Origin of the sequence: Altererythrobacter sp. TH136 (assembly GCF_007065885.1) — a bacterium.
Taxonomy (GTDB): domain Bacteria; phylum Pseudomonadota; class Alphaproteobacteria; order Sphingomonadales; family Sphingomonadaceae; genus Tsuneonella.
Window position 1 is genome coordinate 434,632 of record NZ_CP041409.1, and the last position, 15,226, is coordinate 449,857.

At 65.0% G+C, this 15,226-nt stretch carries 17 protein-coding genes and 1 pseudogene; 3 read left to right on the forward strand and 15 right to left on the reverse strand.

Annotated features, from left to right (window positions below; translation table 11 throughout):
• Nucleotides 1–5 precede the first annotated feature (5 nt).
• The 14 genes and pseudogenes from nuoI to C0V74_RS02220 form a co-directional block, all read right to left on the reverse strand.
• Nucleotides 6–491, reverse strand: a complete 486-nt coding sequence (nuoI, locus tag C0V74_RS02160) for an NADH-quinone oxidoreductase subunit NuoI (protein WP_131625628.1) — start codon at nt 489–491, stop codon at nt 6–8.
• Nucleotides 488–1,531 (reverse strand): NADH-quinone oxidoreductase subunit NuoH, encoded by a 1,044-nt coding sequence (gene nuoH / locus C0V74_RS02165; RefSeq protein WP_143250424.1) that lies wholly within the window; start codon nt 1,529–1,531, stop codon nt 488–490. Before nuoH ends, nuoI begins: the two co-directional genes overlap by 4 nt.
• Nucleotides 1,528–3,519, reverse strand: coding sequence for an NADH-quinone oxidoreductase subunit NuoG (nuoG, locus tag C0V74_RS02170; protein ID WP_143250425.1), 1,992 nt, complete (start codon nt 3,517–3,519; stop codon nt 1,528–1,530). The genes nuoH and nuoG overlap by 4 nt, the downstream gene beginning before the upstream one ends.
• Nucleotides 3,519–4,196: a hypothetical protein gene (locus C0V74_RS02175; protein ID WP_143250426.1), complete on the reverse strand. Its 678-nt coding sequence runs from the start codon at nt 4,194–4,196 to the stop codon at nt 3,519–3,521. Before C0V74_RS02175 ends, nuoG begins: the two co-directional genes overlap by 1 nt.
• On the reverse strand, nt 4,193–5,482 hold the full coding sequence (nuoF, locus tag C0V74_RS02180; RefSeq protein WP_143250427.1) for an NADH-quinone oxidoreductase subunit NuoF: 1,290 nt from the start codon (nt 5,480–5,482) through the stop codon (nt 4,193–4,195). Before nuoF ends, C0V74_RS02175 begins: the two co-directional genes overlap by 4 nt.
• Nucleotides 5,482–5,622 carry a hypothetical protein gene (locus C0V74_RS12805; protein WP_165938568.1) on the reverse strand — a complete coding sequence of 47 codons (141 nt, stop codon included), beginning with the start codon at nt 5,620–5,622 and terminating at the stop codon, nt 5,482–5,484. The genes nuoF and C0V74_RS12805 overlap by 1 nt, the downstream gene beginning before the upstream one ends.
• The gene (locus tag C0V74_RS02185) at nt 5,619–5,810 is read right to left on the reverse strand and encodes a hypothetical protein (protein WP_143250428.1); all 192 of its coding nucleotides are present in this window, start codon (nt 5,808–5,810) and stop codon (nt 5,619–5,621) included. The genes C0V74_RS12805 and C0V74_RS02185 overlap by 4 nt, the downstream gene beginning before the upstream one ends.
• The gene (locus tag C0V74_RS02190; protein ID WP_143250429.1) at nt 5,810–6,478 is read right to left on the reverse strand and encodes an NAD(P)H-dependent oxidoreductase subunit E; all 669 of its coding nucleotides are present in this window, start codon (nt 6,476–6,478) and stop codon (nt 5,810–5,812) included. Before C0V74_RS02190 ends, C0V74_RS02185 begins: the two co-directional genes overlap by 1 nt.
• Nucleotides 6,478–7,689, reverse strand: a complete 1,212-nt coding sequence (locus C0V74_RS02195) for an NADH-quinone oxidoreductase subunit D (RefSeq protein ID WP_143250430.1) — start codon at nt 7,687–7,689, stop codon at nt 6,478–6,480. Before C0V74_RS02195 ends, C0V74_RS02190 begins: the two co-directional genes overlap by 1 nt.
• Nucleotides 7,686–8,201: a hypothetical protein gene (locus C0V74_RS02200; RefSeq protein WP_143250431.1), complete on the reverse strand. Its 516-nt coding sequence runs from the start codon at nt 8,199–8,201 to the stop codon at nt 7,686–7,688. The genes C0V74_RS02195 and C0V74_RS02200 overlap by 4 nt, the downstream gene beginning before the upstream one ends.
• Entirely contained in the window at nt 8,198–9,124 is a 927-nt protein-coding gene (locus tag C0V74_RS02205) for an NADH-quinone oxidoreductase subunit C (protein ID WP_143250432.1), read from the reverse strand. The genes C0V74_RS02200 and C0V74_RS02205 overlap by 4 nt, the downstream gene beginning before the upstream one ends.
• Nucleotide 9,125: 1 nt before the next feature.
• A complete protein-coding gene (locus C0V74_RS02210) occupies nt 9,126–9,626 on the reverse strand; it encodes an NADH-quinone oxidoreductase subunit B (protein WP_207974575.1) in 501 nt (166 codons plus the stop codon).
• Nucleotides 9,627–9,721: 95 nt separating this feature from the next.
• Nucleotides 9,722–10,096, reverse strand: coding sequence for an NADH-quinone oxidoreductase subunit A (locus C0V74_RS02215; protein WP_131625618.1), 375 nt, complete (start codon nt 10,094–10,096; stop codon nt 9,722–9,724).
• A 118-nt stretch (nt 10,097–10,214) separates the two neighbouring features.
• Nucleotides 10,215–11,651 (reverse strand): annotated as a pseudogene (locus tag C0V74_RS02220) (coniferyl aldehyde dehydrogenase); the annotation flags it as partial.
• A 289-nt stretch (nt 11,652–11,940) separates the two neighbouring features.
• On the opposite strand from C0V74_RS02220, the gene C0V74_RS02225 reads away from it, so the two are divergent.
• Nucleotides 11,941–13,137, forward strand: a complete 1,197-nt coding sequence (locus C0V74_RS02225) for an acetyl-CoA C-acyltransferase (protein ID WP_143250433.1) — start codon at nt 11,941–11,943, stop codon at nt 13,135–13,137.
• Here C0V74_RS02225 and C0V74_RS02230 read toward each other — a convergent pair.
• Entirely contained in the window at nt 13,134–13,592 is a 459-nt protein-coding gene (locus C0V74_RS02230; protein WP_143250434.1) for an SH3 domain-containing protein, read from the reverse strand. The genes C0V74_RS02225 and C0V74_RS02230 overlap by 4 nt on opposite strands.
• Before the next feature lie 100 nt (nt 13,593–13,692).
• Here C0V74_RS02230 and C0V74_RS02235 point away from each other — a divergent pair, with 100 nt between their 5' ends.
• Nucleotides 13,693–14,700 (forward strand): D-glycerate dehydrogenase, encoded by a 1,008-nt coding sequence (locus tag C0V74_RS02235; protein ID WP_143250435.1) that lies wholly within the window; start codon nt 13,693–13,695, stop codon nt 14,698–14,700.
• 78 nt (nt 14,701–14,778) lie between these two features.
• Nucleotides 14,779–15,207 carry a DUF4440 domain-containing protein gene (locus tag C0V74_RS02240; protein ID WP_143250436.1) on the forward strand — a complete coding sequence of 143 codons (429 nt, stop codon included), beginning with the start codon at nt 14,779–14,781 and terminating at the stop codon, nt 15,205–15,207.
• The last annotated feature ends 19 nt before the right edge of the window (nt 15,208–15,226 follow it).

A 15,226-nucleotide genomic window follows, 5' to 3' on the forward strand; every position in this document is an offset into this window, starting at 1 on the left:
GGCCCCTAACGATAGGGCGCATCGGCTTCAAGGTTCGCGGCCAGCGCCCGCTCCCACTTGTCCCCGTTGGCCAGCAATTTCGCCTTGTCGTAGAGCAATTCCTCGCGCGTCTCGGTCGAGAATTCGAAGTTCGGCCCTTCGACGATGGCATCGACCGGACAGGCTTCCTGACAGAAGCCGCAATAGATGCACTTGGTCATGTCGATGTCGTAACGGGTGGTGCGGCGGCTGCCGTCCTCGCGCGGTTCGGCCTCGATCGTGATCGCCTGTGCCGGGCACACCGCCTCGCACAACTTGCACGCGATGCAGCGTTCCTCGCCATTGGGATAGCGGCGCAGCGCGTGCTCTCCGCGGAAGCGCGGGGACAGCGGGTTCTTCTCGAACGGGTAGTTGATCGTCGCCTTAGGCTTGAAGAAATACTTCAGCGTGAGGGCGTGCGCCTTCACGAATTCCCACAGGGTGAACGACTTGATGAAGTGAGCGACGCTCATCCGTACCTCGTAAGCATGAGCCAGCCCGAAACGAGCACGACGAACAGCAGCGAAACGGGCAGGAACACCTTCCACCCAAGCCGCATCAACTGGTCATAGCGGTACCGCGGCACGGTCGCCTTGACCCAGCTGAAGATGAAAAAGAACATGAACATCTTGGCGAACAGCCAGATGATTCCCGGAACCGCATAGAGCGGCGCCCAGTCAATCGGCGGCAACCACCCGCCGAAGAACAGCGTCGCGTTGAGCGCGCACATCAGCAGCACGTTCGCGTATTCGCCGAGCCAGTAGAGCGCGAAGCTCATAGAGGAATACTCGGTCTGATAACCCGCGACGAGCTCGCTTTCCGCCTCGGTCAGGTCGAACGGCGCGCGGCCCGTCTCCGCCATGCTCGAAATGAGGAACATGACCCACATCGGGAACAGCAGCAGGTTGAACCAGTAGCCATTGACGATGCCCAGCCCGTGGCCGCGCTGCGCCTCCACGATGGCGTTGAGATTGAAGGTGCCGGCATAGAGCACCACGCACACCAGGATGAAGCCGATCGAGACTTCATAGCTGACCATCTGCGCGGCGGCGCGCATGGCGGAGAAGAAAGGGTACTTGGAGTTCGAGGCCCACCCGGCGATGATCACGCCGTAAACACCCAGTGAACTGATCGCCAGAACGTAAAGCAACCCGACGTTGATATCGGCCAGCACCGCGCCCGAATTAAATGGGATGACGGCCCACGCCATCAGCGCGACGGTGAAGGTGACGATCGGCGCGATCAGGAACAGGCCCTTGTTCGCGGCCGAGGGGATGATCGTTTCCTGCAGAAACACCTTGAGCCCGTCGGCGAAGCTCTGGAGCAATCCGAACGGCCCGACCACGTTGGGCCCGCGCCGCAGCGCCATCGCCGCCCAGATCTTGCGGTCGGCATAGATGATCATCGCCACCGCCAGCATCAGCGGCAGCGCGATCAGCAGGATGCCGGCGATCGTCGCGGCGAACCACGACCATTCGTAGGACATGCCCCAGTGTTGGAAGGTCTCGGTCATTCCGCGGCCTCCGCCAGCGCATCGCCGTGAAGCAGTTCATCCGAACAGCGCTGCATCACCACGCTCGCGCGGGCGATCGGGTTGGTGAGGTAGAAATCCTGGATCGGGTAGCGGATCGCACCGCTCGCCATGGCCGCGCCGGGCGTGGGCAGCGCGCCGTAGCTTGCCAGCCCCTCGACGCCGAGCGCGGGAACTGCCTCGATCATCTTGGCCTGGAGTTCGGCCAGGCTATCGAAGCCGACCTCCACTCCAAACGCATCGGCCAGCGCGCGCAGGATCGTCCAATCCTCGCGCGCGTCGCCCGGCGGAAACACCGCGCGTTCGGCGAACTGCACCCTACCCTCAGTGTTGACGTAAGTGCCGTCCTTTTCGCTGTAGGCGGCAGCCGGCAGGATGATGTCGGCGGCATGGGCACCCTTGTCGCCGTGATGGCCGATGTAGACCTTCAGACTGCCCTCGAACTGCGTCCAGTCGACCTCGTCCGCGCCCAGCGCCAGCACGACCTTGGGCGCGGCTTGAACGATGTCGGCGATCCCGCCCTTCTGAGCGAAACCGAGCATCAGCCCGCCCATCCGGCTGGCGGCCATGTGGAGAACATTGAACCCGTTCCACCCATCACGCTGCGTATTGAGCGCCAGCGCCGCGTCGAGCACGCCCGCCGCCAGCCCGGCACCTCCGACGATCACCGCCGGCCGCTCAGCCTTGTCGAGCGCTTCCGTGACGTGGCCCGGCAAATCGTGCAGCACCGCGGCATCGTCACCCAGGAATTCGGCGGGATAAGTCGTTTCCCACTTCGGCCCGACCACGAACACCTTGGCTCCGGCCTTTCCCGCCTTGCGCAGGCGGACGTTCACCAGCGGCGCTTCCCAGCGCACATGGCTGCCAACGATGAGGATCGCGTCGGCGGTTTCGATCCCGGCCAGCGTGGAATTGAAATTGACCGCGGCGAGATTGTCCGCCGCATAGCTCATTCCGGTCTGCCGGCCTTCCAGCAGGGTCGAGCCCATGGCGCCGAGCAGCGTCTTGGCGGCGAACATCGTTTCACAATCGACCAGATCGCCGGCGATGGCGGCGATGCTGGCGCCCGGCTGGGCCTGGCGGATGGCGGCGAACGCCTCGTGCCAGGAAGCGGCTCGCAGCTTGCCGCCTTGCCGGATCCACACCTTGTCGAGCCGCCGGCGCACCAGCCCATCGACCATGTAGCGGCCCTTGTCGCTCAACCACTCCTCGTTCACGTCGTCATTGACCCGCGGCAGCGCGCGCAGCACTTCGCGACCGCGGCTGTCGAGGCGGATATTGGCGCCCACGGCATCGCTGACGTCGATCGACAGCGTCTTCTTCAGCTCCCACGGCCGCGCCTCGAAGGCATAAGGGCGCGAGGTCAGCGCGCCGACCGGGCACAGGTCGATCACGTTGGCCGACAGTTCGTGCGTCGCTGCCTTCTCCAGATAGGTCGTGATCTGCATCGACTCCCCGCGATAAAGCGCGCCGATTTCGTCCACCCCGGCGATCTCCTCGGAGAAGCGCACGCAGCGGGTGCAGTGGATGCAGCGGGTCATGATCGTCTTGATCAGCGGACCCATGTACTTCTCGGTGACCGCCCGCTTGTTCTCGTAATAGCGCGAGCCGCCGCGGCCATAGGCCATCGCTTGGTCCTGCAGATCGCATTCGCCGCCCTGGTCGCAGATCGGGCAGTCGAGCGGGTGATTGATCAGGAGGAACTCCATCACCCCTTCGCGCGCCAGCTTGACCATCTGGCTATCGGTGCGGATTTCCTGGCCTTCTGCAGCCGGCAAGGCGCAGCTCGCCTGCGGCTTCGGCGGGCCCGGCTTCACCTCGACCAGACACATCCGGCAATTGCCCGCGATGCTCAGCCGCTCGTGGTAACAGAACCGAGGGATCTCCTTGCCGGCGAGCTCGCACGCCTGCAGCACGGTGGCGCCATCCGGCACCTCGATCGTTTCGCCGTCTACGGTGACCTTGGGCATCAGACTTCTTTCATGCTCGCGACGGAGCGGAACGAGGCGGTCGCCAGCATAGCACGCAGGCCCGCCGGACTGATCGACAGCGGCTTGCGCGCCTTGGCCGCCTGCGCGCACAGCGCGGCCGGCGTCGCCAGGACGTTAATGGCCGTCGTTTCCTCGGCGCTGCCGGGCGTCGTCGCGAATAGTGCCGCCACCTGATCGGGCGCTGAGCGGGCGACGCACATGGCGACGCTGTCGGTGAACGAATACGTCTGCGCTGCGGGGCTTGCCGCAGCACGTGCCAGCTGCGCGTTCAGCGGCGCGGCGCGCTGCTTCATGAGCGCTTCGGCAAGAGCGCCTGCGAACGACAGATTGGCCATCTTCAGTCGGCCCTGCAGCCCCACCTTGCGGGCGCAATGATCGTTGTTGCGGATCATGGTCTGGATGCCCGAGCGGTACGAGTTTGCCCGAAAGTCGCTGAGCAGCAGAGCGCTTGCCTTGTCGGTACTGCCTTCCACCACGCAAGCGGCAAATGCACTCATCGTGCGGCGCGCCATGCTGTCGCTGTCGGTAGTATAGGCATCGACCATTCCCAGCTCGCGCTCATGGTCGGGCCACGGCGCGGGCGTGTTCTCGATATTCGGCTGCGGCTGCGGCTGCGGCGCGGCCTGCATCGCGAGGATAAGAGCGAGTCCGATCATTCCGCCGCCTCCGCCAGATTACCCGCCTCGACGATGCGGCGCTCCAGCTCCGGTCGGAAATGCTTGATCAGCCCCTGGATCGGCCAGGCCGCCGCGTCGCCGAGCGCGCAGATGGTGTGGCCTTCGACTTGCTTGGTGACCTGCTGCAGCATGTCGATCTCATCGATGTGTGCATCGCCGGTACGCAGACGCTCCATCACGCGCCACATCCATCCGGTGCCTTCGCGGCACGGGGTGCACTGACCGCAGCTCTCGTGTTTGTAGAAATAGCTGATCCGGCTGATCGCGCGGACAATGTCGGTGGACTTGTCCATCACGATCACCGCCGCGGTGCCAAGGCCGCTCCCGACTTCCTTCAGCCCGTCGAAATCCATCGGGCAGTCCATGATCTGCGCCGCCGGGACCAGGGGCACGGATGATCCGCCAGGGATCACCGCCAGCAGGTTGTCCCATCCGCCGTTGATGCCGCCGCAGTGCTTCTCGATCAACTCGCGGAAGGGAATGCTCATCGCCTCTTCCACCACGCACGGCCGCTCAACGTGGCCGCTGATCTGGAACAGCTTGGTCCCCTTGTTGCCCTCGCGCCCGAAGCTCGCAAACCACGCCGCGCCGCGCCGCAGGATAGTTGGCACGACCGCGATGCTCTCGACATTGTTGACCGTGGTCGGGCAGCCATAAAGGCCCGCGCCCGCCGGGAACGGCGGCTTCAGGCGCGGCTGGCCCTTCTTGCCTTCCAGGCTTTCAATCATCGCGGTCTCTTCACCGCAGATGTACGCGCCCGCGCCGCGGTGGACGAACACGTCGAAGTCGTAGCCCGAGCCAGCGGCGTTCTTGCCCAGCAGCCCCGCGTCATAAGCCTGCGCGACGGCAGCGAACAGCGTCTCGGCCTCGCGGATGTATTCACCGCGGATGTAGATGTACGCTGCTCGCGCGCGCATCGCGAAGCCCGCGATCAGCGCGCCTTCGATCAGCTTGTGCGGATCGTGGCGGATGATCTCGCGGTCCTTGCACGAACCGGGCTCGGATTCGTCGGCGTTGATGACCAGGAAACTGGGCCGACCGTCCTTGCTCTCCTTGGGCATGAAGGACCACTTCATGCCGGTCGGGAAGCCCGCGCCGCCGCGTCCGCGCAGGCCGGAATCCTTGATCTCCTGGATCAGCGCGTCTTGTCCGCGCGCGATCAGCGCCTTGGTGTCATCCCAATCGCCGCGCGCCTGCGCCGCCTGCAGCCCCCAGTCCTGGAAGCCATAGACATTGGTGAAGATGCGGTCCTTGTCAGCGAGCATCAGCCCATCCCTCCCTGTGACAGGAAGTAAATCGCGGCGACGATGATCAGCGCGATCAGGCCGAACTTCACGATCCCGGTCACCACTTTCCAGGCGATGAAGATCAGCACGATGGCGATGATGATGGTGACGATGCTCATTCCGCCCGCTCCCCCGCGGCGGAATCGGTTTTCCTCGCGTTAGCTGTCAGCGCGGCAAAGGTGGCGATCTGCGACATGGCGATCGCGATCATCGCGGCCCCCAGTGCCACGTTGCCCTCGACGAAGAAGAACACCGCCAGCCCCAGAAGGACGACTGCCATGACGGCAAGCAGCTTGCGCACGTCCATCACCACTCGCTCCGGTAATCGTGGTTTGCCGTCATCATTTCGGTCAAGTTGGTCGGCTCGCCCACCGGCTCGACCGTGTGCCGCGCCGGGTCCTGCGTGCCTTCCTTGGGCTGCTGCCCGGCAGCAAGCGCATCGAGCACCGCGTCGAGCCGCTCAGGCGTCAGGTCCTCGTAATTGCCGTCGTTGATCTGGACCATCGGGGCGCTGGCGCAATTGCCCATGCATTCGACCTCAGTCAGCGTCCACATGCCGTCGGGCGTCGTGTGGCCCTTCTTCATCCCGCGCTTGTAGCAGGCGGCGAGGATGTCGTCGGACCCGCGCAGCATGCACGGGGTAGTGCCGCAGACCTGCACATGAAAGCGGCCGACCGGCGCGATGTTGTACATGGTGTAGAACGTCGCGACCTCGAGCACGCGGATCACCGGCATGTCCAGTTCGCGCGCGACGAATTCGATCACCGGGATCGGCAGCCAACCTTGAGTGTTCGTCTCGGCACCGACCTGGTACTGCGCCAGGAACAGCAGCGGCATCACCGCCGATCGCTGCCGCCCTTCGGGATAGCGCGCGACGATCTCCTTCGCTTTGGCCGCATTCTCAACGGTCCAAGCGAACGGACCCCACCGCTCGCGCAGCTCGGGCGTATCGGGTGCGGGGGCGCGGTCAGCCATTAGCGGTCGCACTCCCCGAACACCACGTCGATCGCGCCGAGGATGGCGGTCGCATCAGGAAGCATGTGGCCCTTGCTCATAAAGTCCATTGCTTGGAGGTGGCTGAAGGCGGTCGGGCGGATCTTGCAGCGGTAGGGTTTGTTGCTGCCGTCGCTAACGAGGTACACGCCGAACTCACCCTTGGGGCTTTCGGTGGCGACGTAGACTTCGCCTGCCGGCACGTGGAAGCCTTCGGTGTAGAGCTTGAAGTGGTGGATCAGCGCTTCCATCGACTGCTTCATCTCGCCGCGCTTGGGCGGGGCGATCTTGCGGTCGAGGCTTTGCACCGGCCCGTCGGGCATCTCGGCGAGGCACTGCTTCATGATCCGCGCCGACTGCCGCACTTCCTCAACCCGGACCATGAACCGGTCATAGCAATCGGAATTGGTGCCCACCGGGATTTCGAAGTCCATCCGGTCATAGACATCGTAGGGCTGGCTCTTGCGCAGATCCCACGGCAGGCCGGCGGCGCGGATCATCGGGCCGGAAAAACCCCACGCGATCGCGTCTTCCTTGCTCACGACCGCGATATCGACGTTGCGCTGCTTGAAGATCCGGTTGTCGGCCACCAGGCTGATCGCATCCTCGAACAGGCGCGGCAGGCGGGTGTCGAGCCAGGTGCCGATGTCGGCCAGCAGTTCGGGGGTCGCGTCCTCGTGCACCCCGCCCGGGCGGAACCAGGCTGCGTGCATCCGCGCGCCGGAGACCCGCTCGTAGAAATTCATCAGGTCTTCGCGCAGTTCGAACAGCCACAGGTTGGGCGTCATCGCGCCCACGTCCATCACGTGGCTGCCGAGATTGAGCATGTGGTTCTTGATGCGCGTGAGTTCCGCGAACAGCACCCGCAGGTACTGCCCGCGCAGCGGCACTTCGAGGTTCAGCAGCTTCTCGATCGCGAGCACATAACTGTGCTCCATGCACATCGGGCTGCAGTAATCGAGCCGGTCGAAATACGGCAGCGCCTGCAGGTAGGTCTTGTGCTCGATCAGTTTCTCGGTGCCGCGGTGCAGCAAGCCGACGTGCGGATCGATCCGCTCGATGATCTCACCGTCCAGCTCCATCACCATGCGCAGCACGCCGTGCGCCGCCGGGTGCTGCGGCCCGAAGTTGATCGTGTAGTTGGTGATGACCTCGTCGCCCGTGGTGGGCGAGCGTTCCATTTGCATGCTCATCGCGCGCAGTTCCAGCTTCCGGGGGCGAACGTGGTTTCACCCTGCGGACCGTTGATCGTCAGCACGGCTGAGCCAGAACCAGGCTTGACCGCCACCGAGTAGCCGTTGGCCGCCAGGGTCACGCCGTTGGCGACAACCTGCGCGGTTCCCGCAGGCGCGCCGGGCAACGAGACTTCCTTTCCATCGATCACCAGCACGCCGCGCACGCCGGCACCTGCGGCATCGTCCGCCCCCGCCACCAGCAACGAACGGCCCTGATAAACGAACGAGCATGCGCCAGCGATGGCGCCAAGCGCCTTGGGGGCGGTCGGCGCCAGCGGCGTAAGCACTGACGAGCCTGTCGGCGCGACGACGGGCTGGGCATTCACCTCACCAAGCGGGGCTGCCTCGCCACCCTGCGCAGCCGCGCCGGCGCCGGTGCGTTCGGCGAATTCTTCGGCGCTTTCGCCATTCCGATTGTCGGAGCAGCCGGCCACCAGTGCGAGGGCACTCAACGCCACGAGAGCTTTCATGCGCCGTCCCCCTTCGGCTTGCGCGGACGACGGGCCTTGGGCTCGGTCGCGCCCGCGGTATCCTTTGCGGCTGCCTTGCGCGGTTTGCGCGCTGGCCGGTCCTCGGTGGGATCGGGCGCGCCGGGTTCGGGCGTGGCGGTGACGACGGGCGCCGGCTCCCCCTGCCCTTGCCCCGCGACCTGCCCGATCGGGGCGGCCGGCGCGACCTTGTCGTCGGCCTTGCTGTCGGTCGGTTCACCCGCCCCGCTAATGCCGGGTCCGGGAGTTACCTTCGGCTCGTCGACTTGCGGCGACGGTGGCGCCTTGGCGGCCTTCTCGTCACCCGGAAGCACGTAATCCGCGCCCTCCCAAGGGCTCATGAAATCGAACCGGCGCAAGTCCTGCGGCAGATCGACCGGCTCGTACACGACCCGCTTCTCGTCTTCGGAATAGCGCAGCTCGGCATAGCCGGTGAGCGGGAAATCCTTGCGGAACGGATGCCCTTCGAACCCATAGTCGGTCAGGATCCGGCGCAGATCGGTGTTGCCGGCGAACACGACGCCGAACATGTCGAACACCTCGCGTTCCAGCCACCCGGCGTTGGGCCAGAGGGTGGTGACGGTCGGCACCGGCGTGTTTTCGGCCGCGCTGCACTTGACCATGATGCGGTGGTTCTTGGTCAGGCTGAGCAGCATGTACACGCACTCGAACCGCTCAGCCCGCGCGGGATAGTCGGCCCCGGCGATCTCCATCAACTGCTGGTATTCGTGGCCATCGCGCAGCAGCCGCAGCGCATCCTCGATGCGGCCGCGCGCCACGGTGAGGATAACCTCGCCATGTTCCTCGCGCGCATCCAGCACCATCGCGCCGAGCGCGCCGGACAGCGTTTCGACCACGCCCGAATTGGAGGCGATCTTCGGAGCGGAATGAAGGACCAGTGCCATCCTAGCGCTCGACCGTCCCTTCGCGGCGGATCTTCCGCTGAAGCTGCATCACGCCATAAAGCAGCGCTTCGGCCGTCGGCGGGCAGCCGGGCACGTAGATGTCGACCGGCACGATCCGGTCACACCCGCGCACCACGGAATAGCTGTAGTGATAGTAACCGCCGCCGTTGGCGCACGAACCCATGCTGATGACGTACTTGGGGTCCGACATCTGGTCGTACACCTTGCGCAGCGCCGGGGCCATCTTGTTGCACAGCGTGCCGGCGACGATCATCACGTCCGACTGACGCGGCGACGCGCGCGGGGCGACGCCGAACCGTTCCATGTCGTAGCGCGGCATGTTGACGTGGATCATTTCCACCGCGCAGCACGCGAGGCCAAAGGTCATCCACCACAATGAACCCGTCCGGGCCCACTGAAACAACTCCTCGGTCGAGGTCAGCAGGAAACCCTTGTTGTCGAGCTCGGTCGACAGCGCGCTGGGCAGCGCCCCGTCGGGCATGCGCGAATCCGGGTGCAGCACCCAGTTTTCGCCCGGGCCGCTGACGGTCGAACCCGCGGGATTGGCCAGCTGGTGGCTGAGCGAGGGCTGGCGATCTACTCCCATTCGAGAGCTCCCTTCTTCCAGGCATAGGCAAGGCCGATAGCCAGTTCTCCCAGGAAGATCATCATGGTGATCCAGCCCGGCCATCCGGTCATGTCCAGGCTGACCGCCCAGGGGAACAGGAACGCGGCTTCCAGATCGAAGATGATGAACAGGATCGCCACCAGGTAAAAGCGCACGTCGAACGGTTCGCGCGGGTCCTCGAACGCGGGGAAGCCGCATTCGTACTCGCTGAGCTTCTCGGCATCGGGATTGTGCGTGCCCGTCAGGCGCGACACGCCCATCGGGAGGAACACGAACAACGCCGACAACGCGATCGCTATCCCCAGGAAGATCAGGATCGGCAGGTACTGGCTGAGATCGACCACGAGATTTCCAGTTGCGGGCCGCCCGCTTGCGCAGGCACGGACTTTCGCGCCGCCTCTAGGCCTCGCACCCTGCCCGCGCAAGGCTGCGGGCCCGCAAATTTACCCCGCAAATGTCAGCTTACTTCATCATCCCCTTGATCGCCTTGATCGTCGCCGGGCCATAAGGGGGCTTGATCCCGCCCAGCTTGGCCACGTCCACTTTGGGCTGGGTATAGACGCTGCGGGCGTGACTGAATTCGCGGAAGCCTTCGATCCCGTGATAGCTTCCCATGCCCGATGGGCCGACCCCGCCGAACGGCAGGTCCTCCATCGATACGTGGAAGACCACGTCATTGACCGTCACGCCGCCCGAGATCGTCCGGGTAAGCACCTTCTCGCGTTCTCCCGCATCGTCACCGAAGTAGTACAGTCCCAGGGGCCGGTCGTGCTCGTTGACGTAATCGATCGCCTCATCGATCTGCTTGTAGGTCTTGACCGGCAGGACTGGCCCGAAAATCTCCTCTTGCATCGCCTTCATGTCGTCGGTCACGTTGCGCAGGATCGTCAGCGGCATCTTGCGCGCATTGGCCGACGAGAAGTCCTCCTCTCCCGGATTGACCTCGATCACTTCGGCGCCCTTCTCGCGCGCGTCGGCGACCAGCCCCTGCAGACGTTCGAAATGCCGGTCGGATACGACGCTGGCGTAGTCTTCGTTATCGAGCAGCTTGGGGTACATATTGTGTACGCCCAGTTGGACGGCGGCGACCGCGCCTTCCTCGATGTCTTCGGGGACATAGAGATAATCGGGCGCCAGGCAGATCTGCCCGGCGTTCATCATCTTGCCCATGGCGATGCGCTCGCCCGCCTTGGTGAGGTCCGCGCCCTTCCCCATGAACACGGGACTCTTGCCGCCAAGTTCCAGCGTGACCGGGACCAGGTTCTTGGCCGCCGCTTCCATGACCTTGCGCCCGGTAGCGGTGGAGCCGGTGAAGACCAGGTGGTCGAACGGTAGCTCTGAAAAGGCATGGGCCACTTCCGGCCCGCCGAGCACCACCGCGCACTCCGCTTCGTCGAACCGCTTGGCGATGAGTTCCGCCATCAGCGCGCTGGTGCGCTCGGTGAATTCGCTGGGCTTGATCATCGCGCGGTTGCCAGCGGCGAAGACCTACATCAGCGGCCCGAAGCTGAGGTTCACCGGGAAGTTCCATGGCGCGAGGATGCCGATCACGCCTTTGGGTTCGTACCGCAGTTCCGCCTTCGCGCCGAGCAGGCCGAGTGGGAACTGTACCTTGCGCTTTTCGGTCCGCGACCACTGTGAAAGGTGCTTCAGGCAATAGCGGCCGAACCCGATCGTGCCGGCGATGTCAGTGATCATCGACTGATGCGGACTGCGATTGCCGAAGTCGGCGCTCATCGCCTGACACAGTTCCTCGCCGTGCTCCTTCAGCAGCGCCATAGCCCGCTCGATCCGGTCGCGGCGGACGGACAGGGGCTCGGGCCGGGCGGTGGTAAAGGCGCTGCGTTGCTTTTGCAGCAGCGCGTGGAGCTGGTTCGTGCGGTTTTCAGCCATGCTTGCTCTCCGTTGTCCTTTGCCACTGACGTTCGGCGATTATCCCGCCCTTGGCAAGCGGCGTGGGATGGCGCTGTCCTACAGCCAGTTCGATGTGCCATCGCACCAGGATGCGCGCTGGGACAATAACCTTCAAACACCCAGAAAAGGCGTTCGCCCAAAGCAGCGCGGTTTTGCGCCAGAACAGTATGACACGTGTGACACTCCGTACTTCGCGACACGCCGGGGTCGCTGGATTGCCATTGCCGCAGTGCAACATTAGATCGGCGGCGCACGCACATCAGAAAGGCTTGTCATGCCCACCTTCTCCGCCGCCGATCCGGTCGTGATCCTGTCCTACGCTCGCACCCCGATGGGCGGCATGCAGGGCGCCTTGTCCGATGTCTCGGCGACCGATCTTGGCGCGACCGCCGTCAAGGCGGCCGTGGAACGTGCGGGCATTGCAGGTGAAGACATCGAGCGAATCTATATGGGCTGCGTCCTGCCCGCAGGGCTGGGCCAGGCTCCTGCCCGCCAGGCGGCGATAAAGGCGGGGCTGCCCACATCGGTCCAGGCGACCACCGTCAACAAGGTCTGCGGCAGCGGGATGCAGACGGTGATCATGGCGAGCGAGGCGATCGCCGCCGGCTCGCTGGACGTCGCGGTGGCCGGTGGCATGGAGAGCATGACCAACGCTCCGTACCTGCTGAAGAAGCATCGTTCGGGCGCACGCATCGGCCACGACACGGCGTATGATCACATGTTCCTCGACGGGCTGGAAGATGCCTACGACCAGGGCCGCGCGATGGGCACCTTTGCGCAGGATACCGCCGACGAGTACCAACTGACCCGCGAACACCAGGATGACTACGCGGTCGAGTCTCTACGCCGCGCCAACGAGGCGATCACCGGCGGCGCCTTCGCTGACGAGGTGGTGCCGGTCCTGGTGAAGAGCCGCAAGGGTGACGTTACGGTCGACACCGACGAGCAGCCGCCCAAGGGCAACCCCGACAAGCTGCGCCAGCTCAGGGCGGCATTTGCCAAGGACGGGACGATCACCGCCGCTTCGTCCAGCTCCATCAGCGATGGCGCCGCGGCGGTGGTGCTGGCGCGCGAAAGTGTCGCCAAGGACAAGGGCCTTGCCCCGGTCGCCCGGATCGTCGCGATGGCCGCGCACGCGCAGGCGCCCAAGGACTTCACCACCGCTCCGGTCGGCGCTATCGGCAAAGTGCTGGACAAGGCCGGCTGGTCGAAAGACGAAGTCGATCTGTTCGAGATCAACGAGGCGTTCGCCTGCGTGGCGATGTTCGCCATCAAGGATCTCGGTCTCGATCATGCCAAGGTCAACGTGCACGGCGGGGCGACCGCTCTGGGCCATCCCATCGGCGCGAGCGGGACGCGGATCATTGTTACCCTCCTCAACGCACTCAAGCAGAAAGGCTTGAAGCGTGGGGTCGCATCGCTGTGCATTGGCGGCGGCGAGGCAACCGCCGTCGCGGTGGAACTGGTCTAAAGCTCGGCCGAACCCCACAACCGGTCGGCGCGGATGAACCCGCGCCGGCCGCCGATGTCGATTTCGCACCAACCGGCCTCGCAGTCCTCGATCTCGCCGACGACCCCGGGCTCGGCATTCCAGCGCGTCTGGGCGCCATCCGACGGTTTGGCGCGAATGGCGGCGAGGCCCTTGCCGATCACGATCCCGCCGCGCTCCTTGCTAAGCAGGTTGGCGGTGACCCACCCTTCGTCCCCAGCGGGATCCTGGACCAGCCGCCAGCCTTCGTGAACGCGGATCACCTTGAGCGGCAGGCCGATCCGGTGATAAATCCACCGCACCGGGTAATCGCGGCCGGGCCCGGCGCGCAGGTTGAGCGTCTCGGCCTTTACCGAGGCCCAATACGGAACCTCGCGTTCCTGTCCAACGACGGGGGCGGCGATCAGCACGAGAGCGGCAAGGAGTATGAAGCGCATGACCAGCAGCGATAGCCTCACCAGCCGCCGCGCTTCAAGCGCCGTCGCCGCTACGGCTGGGTGCTTGACCATCACGAGGGAGCGGGTAGCTCGTTGAACCATGAGCGAACGCCCCACCCCACGCCGCACGGCGAAGCCCAAAGTGGCGGTCACGCGCCACCTGTTGCCCTCGATCGAAGCGCGGATGGCGGAGCTGTTCGATGCCACCTTCAACGAAGCGGACGCGCCGCTGACCCGCGACGAACTAGCCGACCGGATGCGCACGGCGGACGTGCTGGTACCAACCGTCACAGATCGGATCGACGCCGCTCTGATCGCCGAAGCGGGACCACAGCTCGGCCTGATCGCCAGCTTCGGCGCTGGCATCGACCACATCGACCTCGCCGCGGCGAGAGCGAAGAAGATCATCGTCACGAACACCCCCGGCGTGTTCACTGACGATACCGCCGATCTCACGATGGCGCTCATCATCGGCGTGCCGCGCAGATTGCGGGAAGGAACCGCGCTGATCCGGCGCGGCGAGTGGAGCGGCTGGGCGCCTTCCACGCTGCTGGGCCGTAAGCTGGGCGGCAAGGTGCTTGGCATCGTTGGCATGGGCCGGATTGGCCAGGCAGTGGCATGGCGGGCGCGCGCGTTCGGATTGACGATCCGCTATCACAACCGCCACCGGCTGCCTCAGGCGGTCGAGAGCATGTTCGGAGCGGAATACGTCGACAACCTCGACGTTCTGCTGCGCGAAGCCGACATCGTCACGCTTCACGCCCCCGCGACGGAGGCGACCCGCGGCTTGTTGAACGCAGATCGCATCGCGGCGATGAAGCCGGGCGCGACGATCGTGAATACCGCCCGGGCGGACCTGATCGATTACGAGGCGATGATCGCGGCGCTGGAAAGCGGTCACCTGGGAGGGGCCGGGCTGGACGTCTATCCCGAGGAGCCGACGGTCGACGCTCGGCTCGTTGCGATGCCCAACGTCATCGCCCAGCCACACATTGGAAGTGCCACGATCGAAGGGCGCGAAGCGTCGGGCGAGAAAGTCATCGCCAACATTCGCTTCTGGGCTGACGGGCATCGTCCGCCTGATCAGGTGCTCGAGGGCCTGGTCTGATCTGCGCACCGAGCCGGCGCCCAAAACAGCCATAATAGTCTGGCGCGCCGCCGCCACCCTCCGTTAGAGCCTGCCCCGATGGATCAATTTGCCGCCAAGATAGAGACGCTCGAGCACCACTGGATGCGCGCCTGGATACTGGGTGATCGAACCGCGATGAAATCACTCGCGTCGCGAGAGTTCATCTTTCTGCTCGGGTCGACCAAGCCCGCTATTCTTGATCGGGCCAGCTGGCTTGAGGCTGCCACCACCCGGTTCCGCTGTACCTCGTACCGCTTCGGTGAGGTGTACGTGCGGCGCCATGGCGGGCTCGGCCTGTTCGCCGCGCAACTCACGATGGAGGGGATCATCGGGGACGACGAATGGTCAGGCGCGGGATGGGTGACCGACCTGTGGGCCCGCTCCAAGATTCGGCGCAAGTGGCAGCTCGTCGAGCGAGTCCTGTCCCGTCCGGATGAGGATCGTCGATTTCCGCCCGCCATCCGGTCGATGCAGTTGTGGCGCTGAGCGCAGCCGGCCGGTCAGC

Excerpts from the sequence above, each read along its gene's own strand:
- C0V74_RS02175 (WP_143250426.1), bottom strand. The coding sequence starts at position 4,196 with ATGATCGGACTCGCTCTTATCCTCGCGATGCAGGCCGCGCCGCAGCCG.
- C0V74_RS02235 (WP_143250435.1), top strand. The coding sequence starts at position 13,693 with ATGAGCGAACGCCCCACCCCACGCCGCACGGCGAAGCCCAAAGTGGCG.
- C0V74_RS02210 (WP_207974575.1), bottom strand. The coding sequence starts at position 9,626 with ATGCCCGACGGGGCGCTGCCCAGCGCGCTGTCGACCGAGCTCGACAAC.
- C0V74_RS02195 (WP_143250430.1), bottom strand. The coding sequence starts at position 7,689 with ATGAGCATGCAAATGGAACGCTCGCCCACCACGGGCGACGAGGTCATC.
- C0V74_RS02205 (WP_143250432.1), bottom strand. The coding sequence starts at position 9,124 with ATGGCACTGGTCCTTCATTCCGCTCCGAAGATCGCCTCCAATTCGGGC.
- C0V74_RS12805 (WP_165938568.1), bottom strand. The coding sequence starts at position 5,622 with ATGAGCATCGTCACCATCATCATCGCCATCGTGCTGATCTTCATCGCC.
- nuoG (WP_143250425.1), bottom strand. The coding sequence starts at position 3,519 with ATGCCCAAGGTCACCGTAGACGGCGAAACGATCGAGGTGCCGGATGGC.
- C0V74_RS02225 (WP_143250433.1), top strand. The coding sequence starts at position 11,941 with ATGCCCACCTTCTCCGCCGCCGATCCGGTCGTGATCCTGTCCTACGCT.
- C0V74_RS02200 (WP_143250431.1), bottom strand. The coding sequence starts at position 8,201 with ATGAAAGCTCTCGTGGCGTTGAGTGCCCTCGCACTGGTGGCCGGCTGC.
- nuoH (WP_143250424.1), bottom strand. The coding sequence starts at position 1,531 with ATGACCGAGACCTTCCAACACTGGGGCATGTCCTACGAATGGTCGTGG.
- nuoF (WP_143250427.1), bottom strand. The coding sequence starts at position 5,482 with ATGCTCGCTGACAAGGACCGCATCTTCACCAATGTCTATGGCTTCCAG.
- C0V74_RS02230 (WP_143250434.1), bottom strand. The coding sequence starts at position 13,592 with ATGCGCTTCATACTCCTTGCCGCTCTCGTGCTGATCGCCGCCCCCGTC.
- C0V74_RS02240 (WP_143250436.1), top strand. The coding sequence starts at position 14,779 with ATGGATCAATTTGCCGCCAAGATAGAGACGCTCGAGCACCACTGGATG.
- nuoI (WP_131625628.1), bottom strand. The coding sequence starts at position 491 with ATGAGCGTCGCTCACTTCATCAAGTCGTTCACCCTGTGGGAATTCGTG.
- C0V74_RS02190 (WP_143250429.1), bottom strand. The coding sequence starts at position 6,478 with ATGGCTGACCGCGCCCCCGCACCCGATACGCCCGAGCTGCGCGAGCGG.
- C0V74_RS02185 (WP_143250428.1), bottom strand. The coding sequence starts at position 5,810 with ATGGACGTGCGCAAGCTGCTTGCCGTCATGGCAGTCGTCCTTCTGGGG.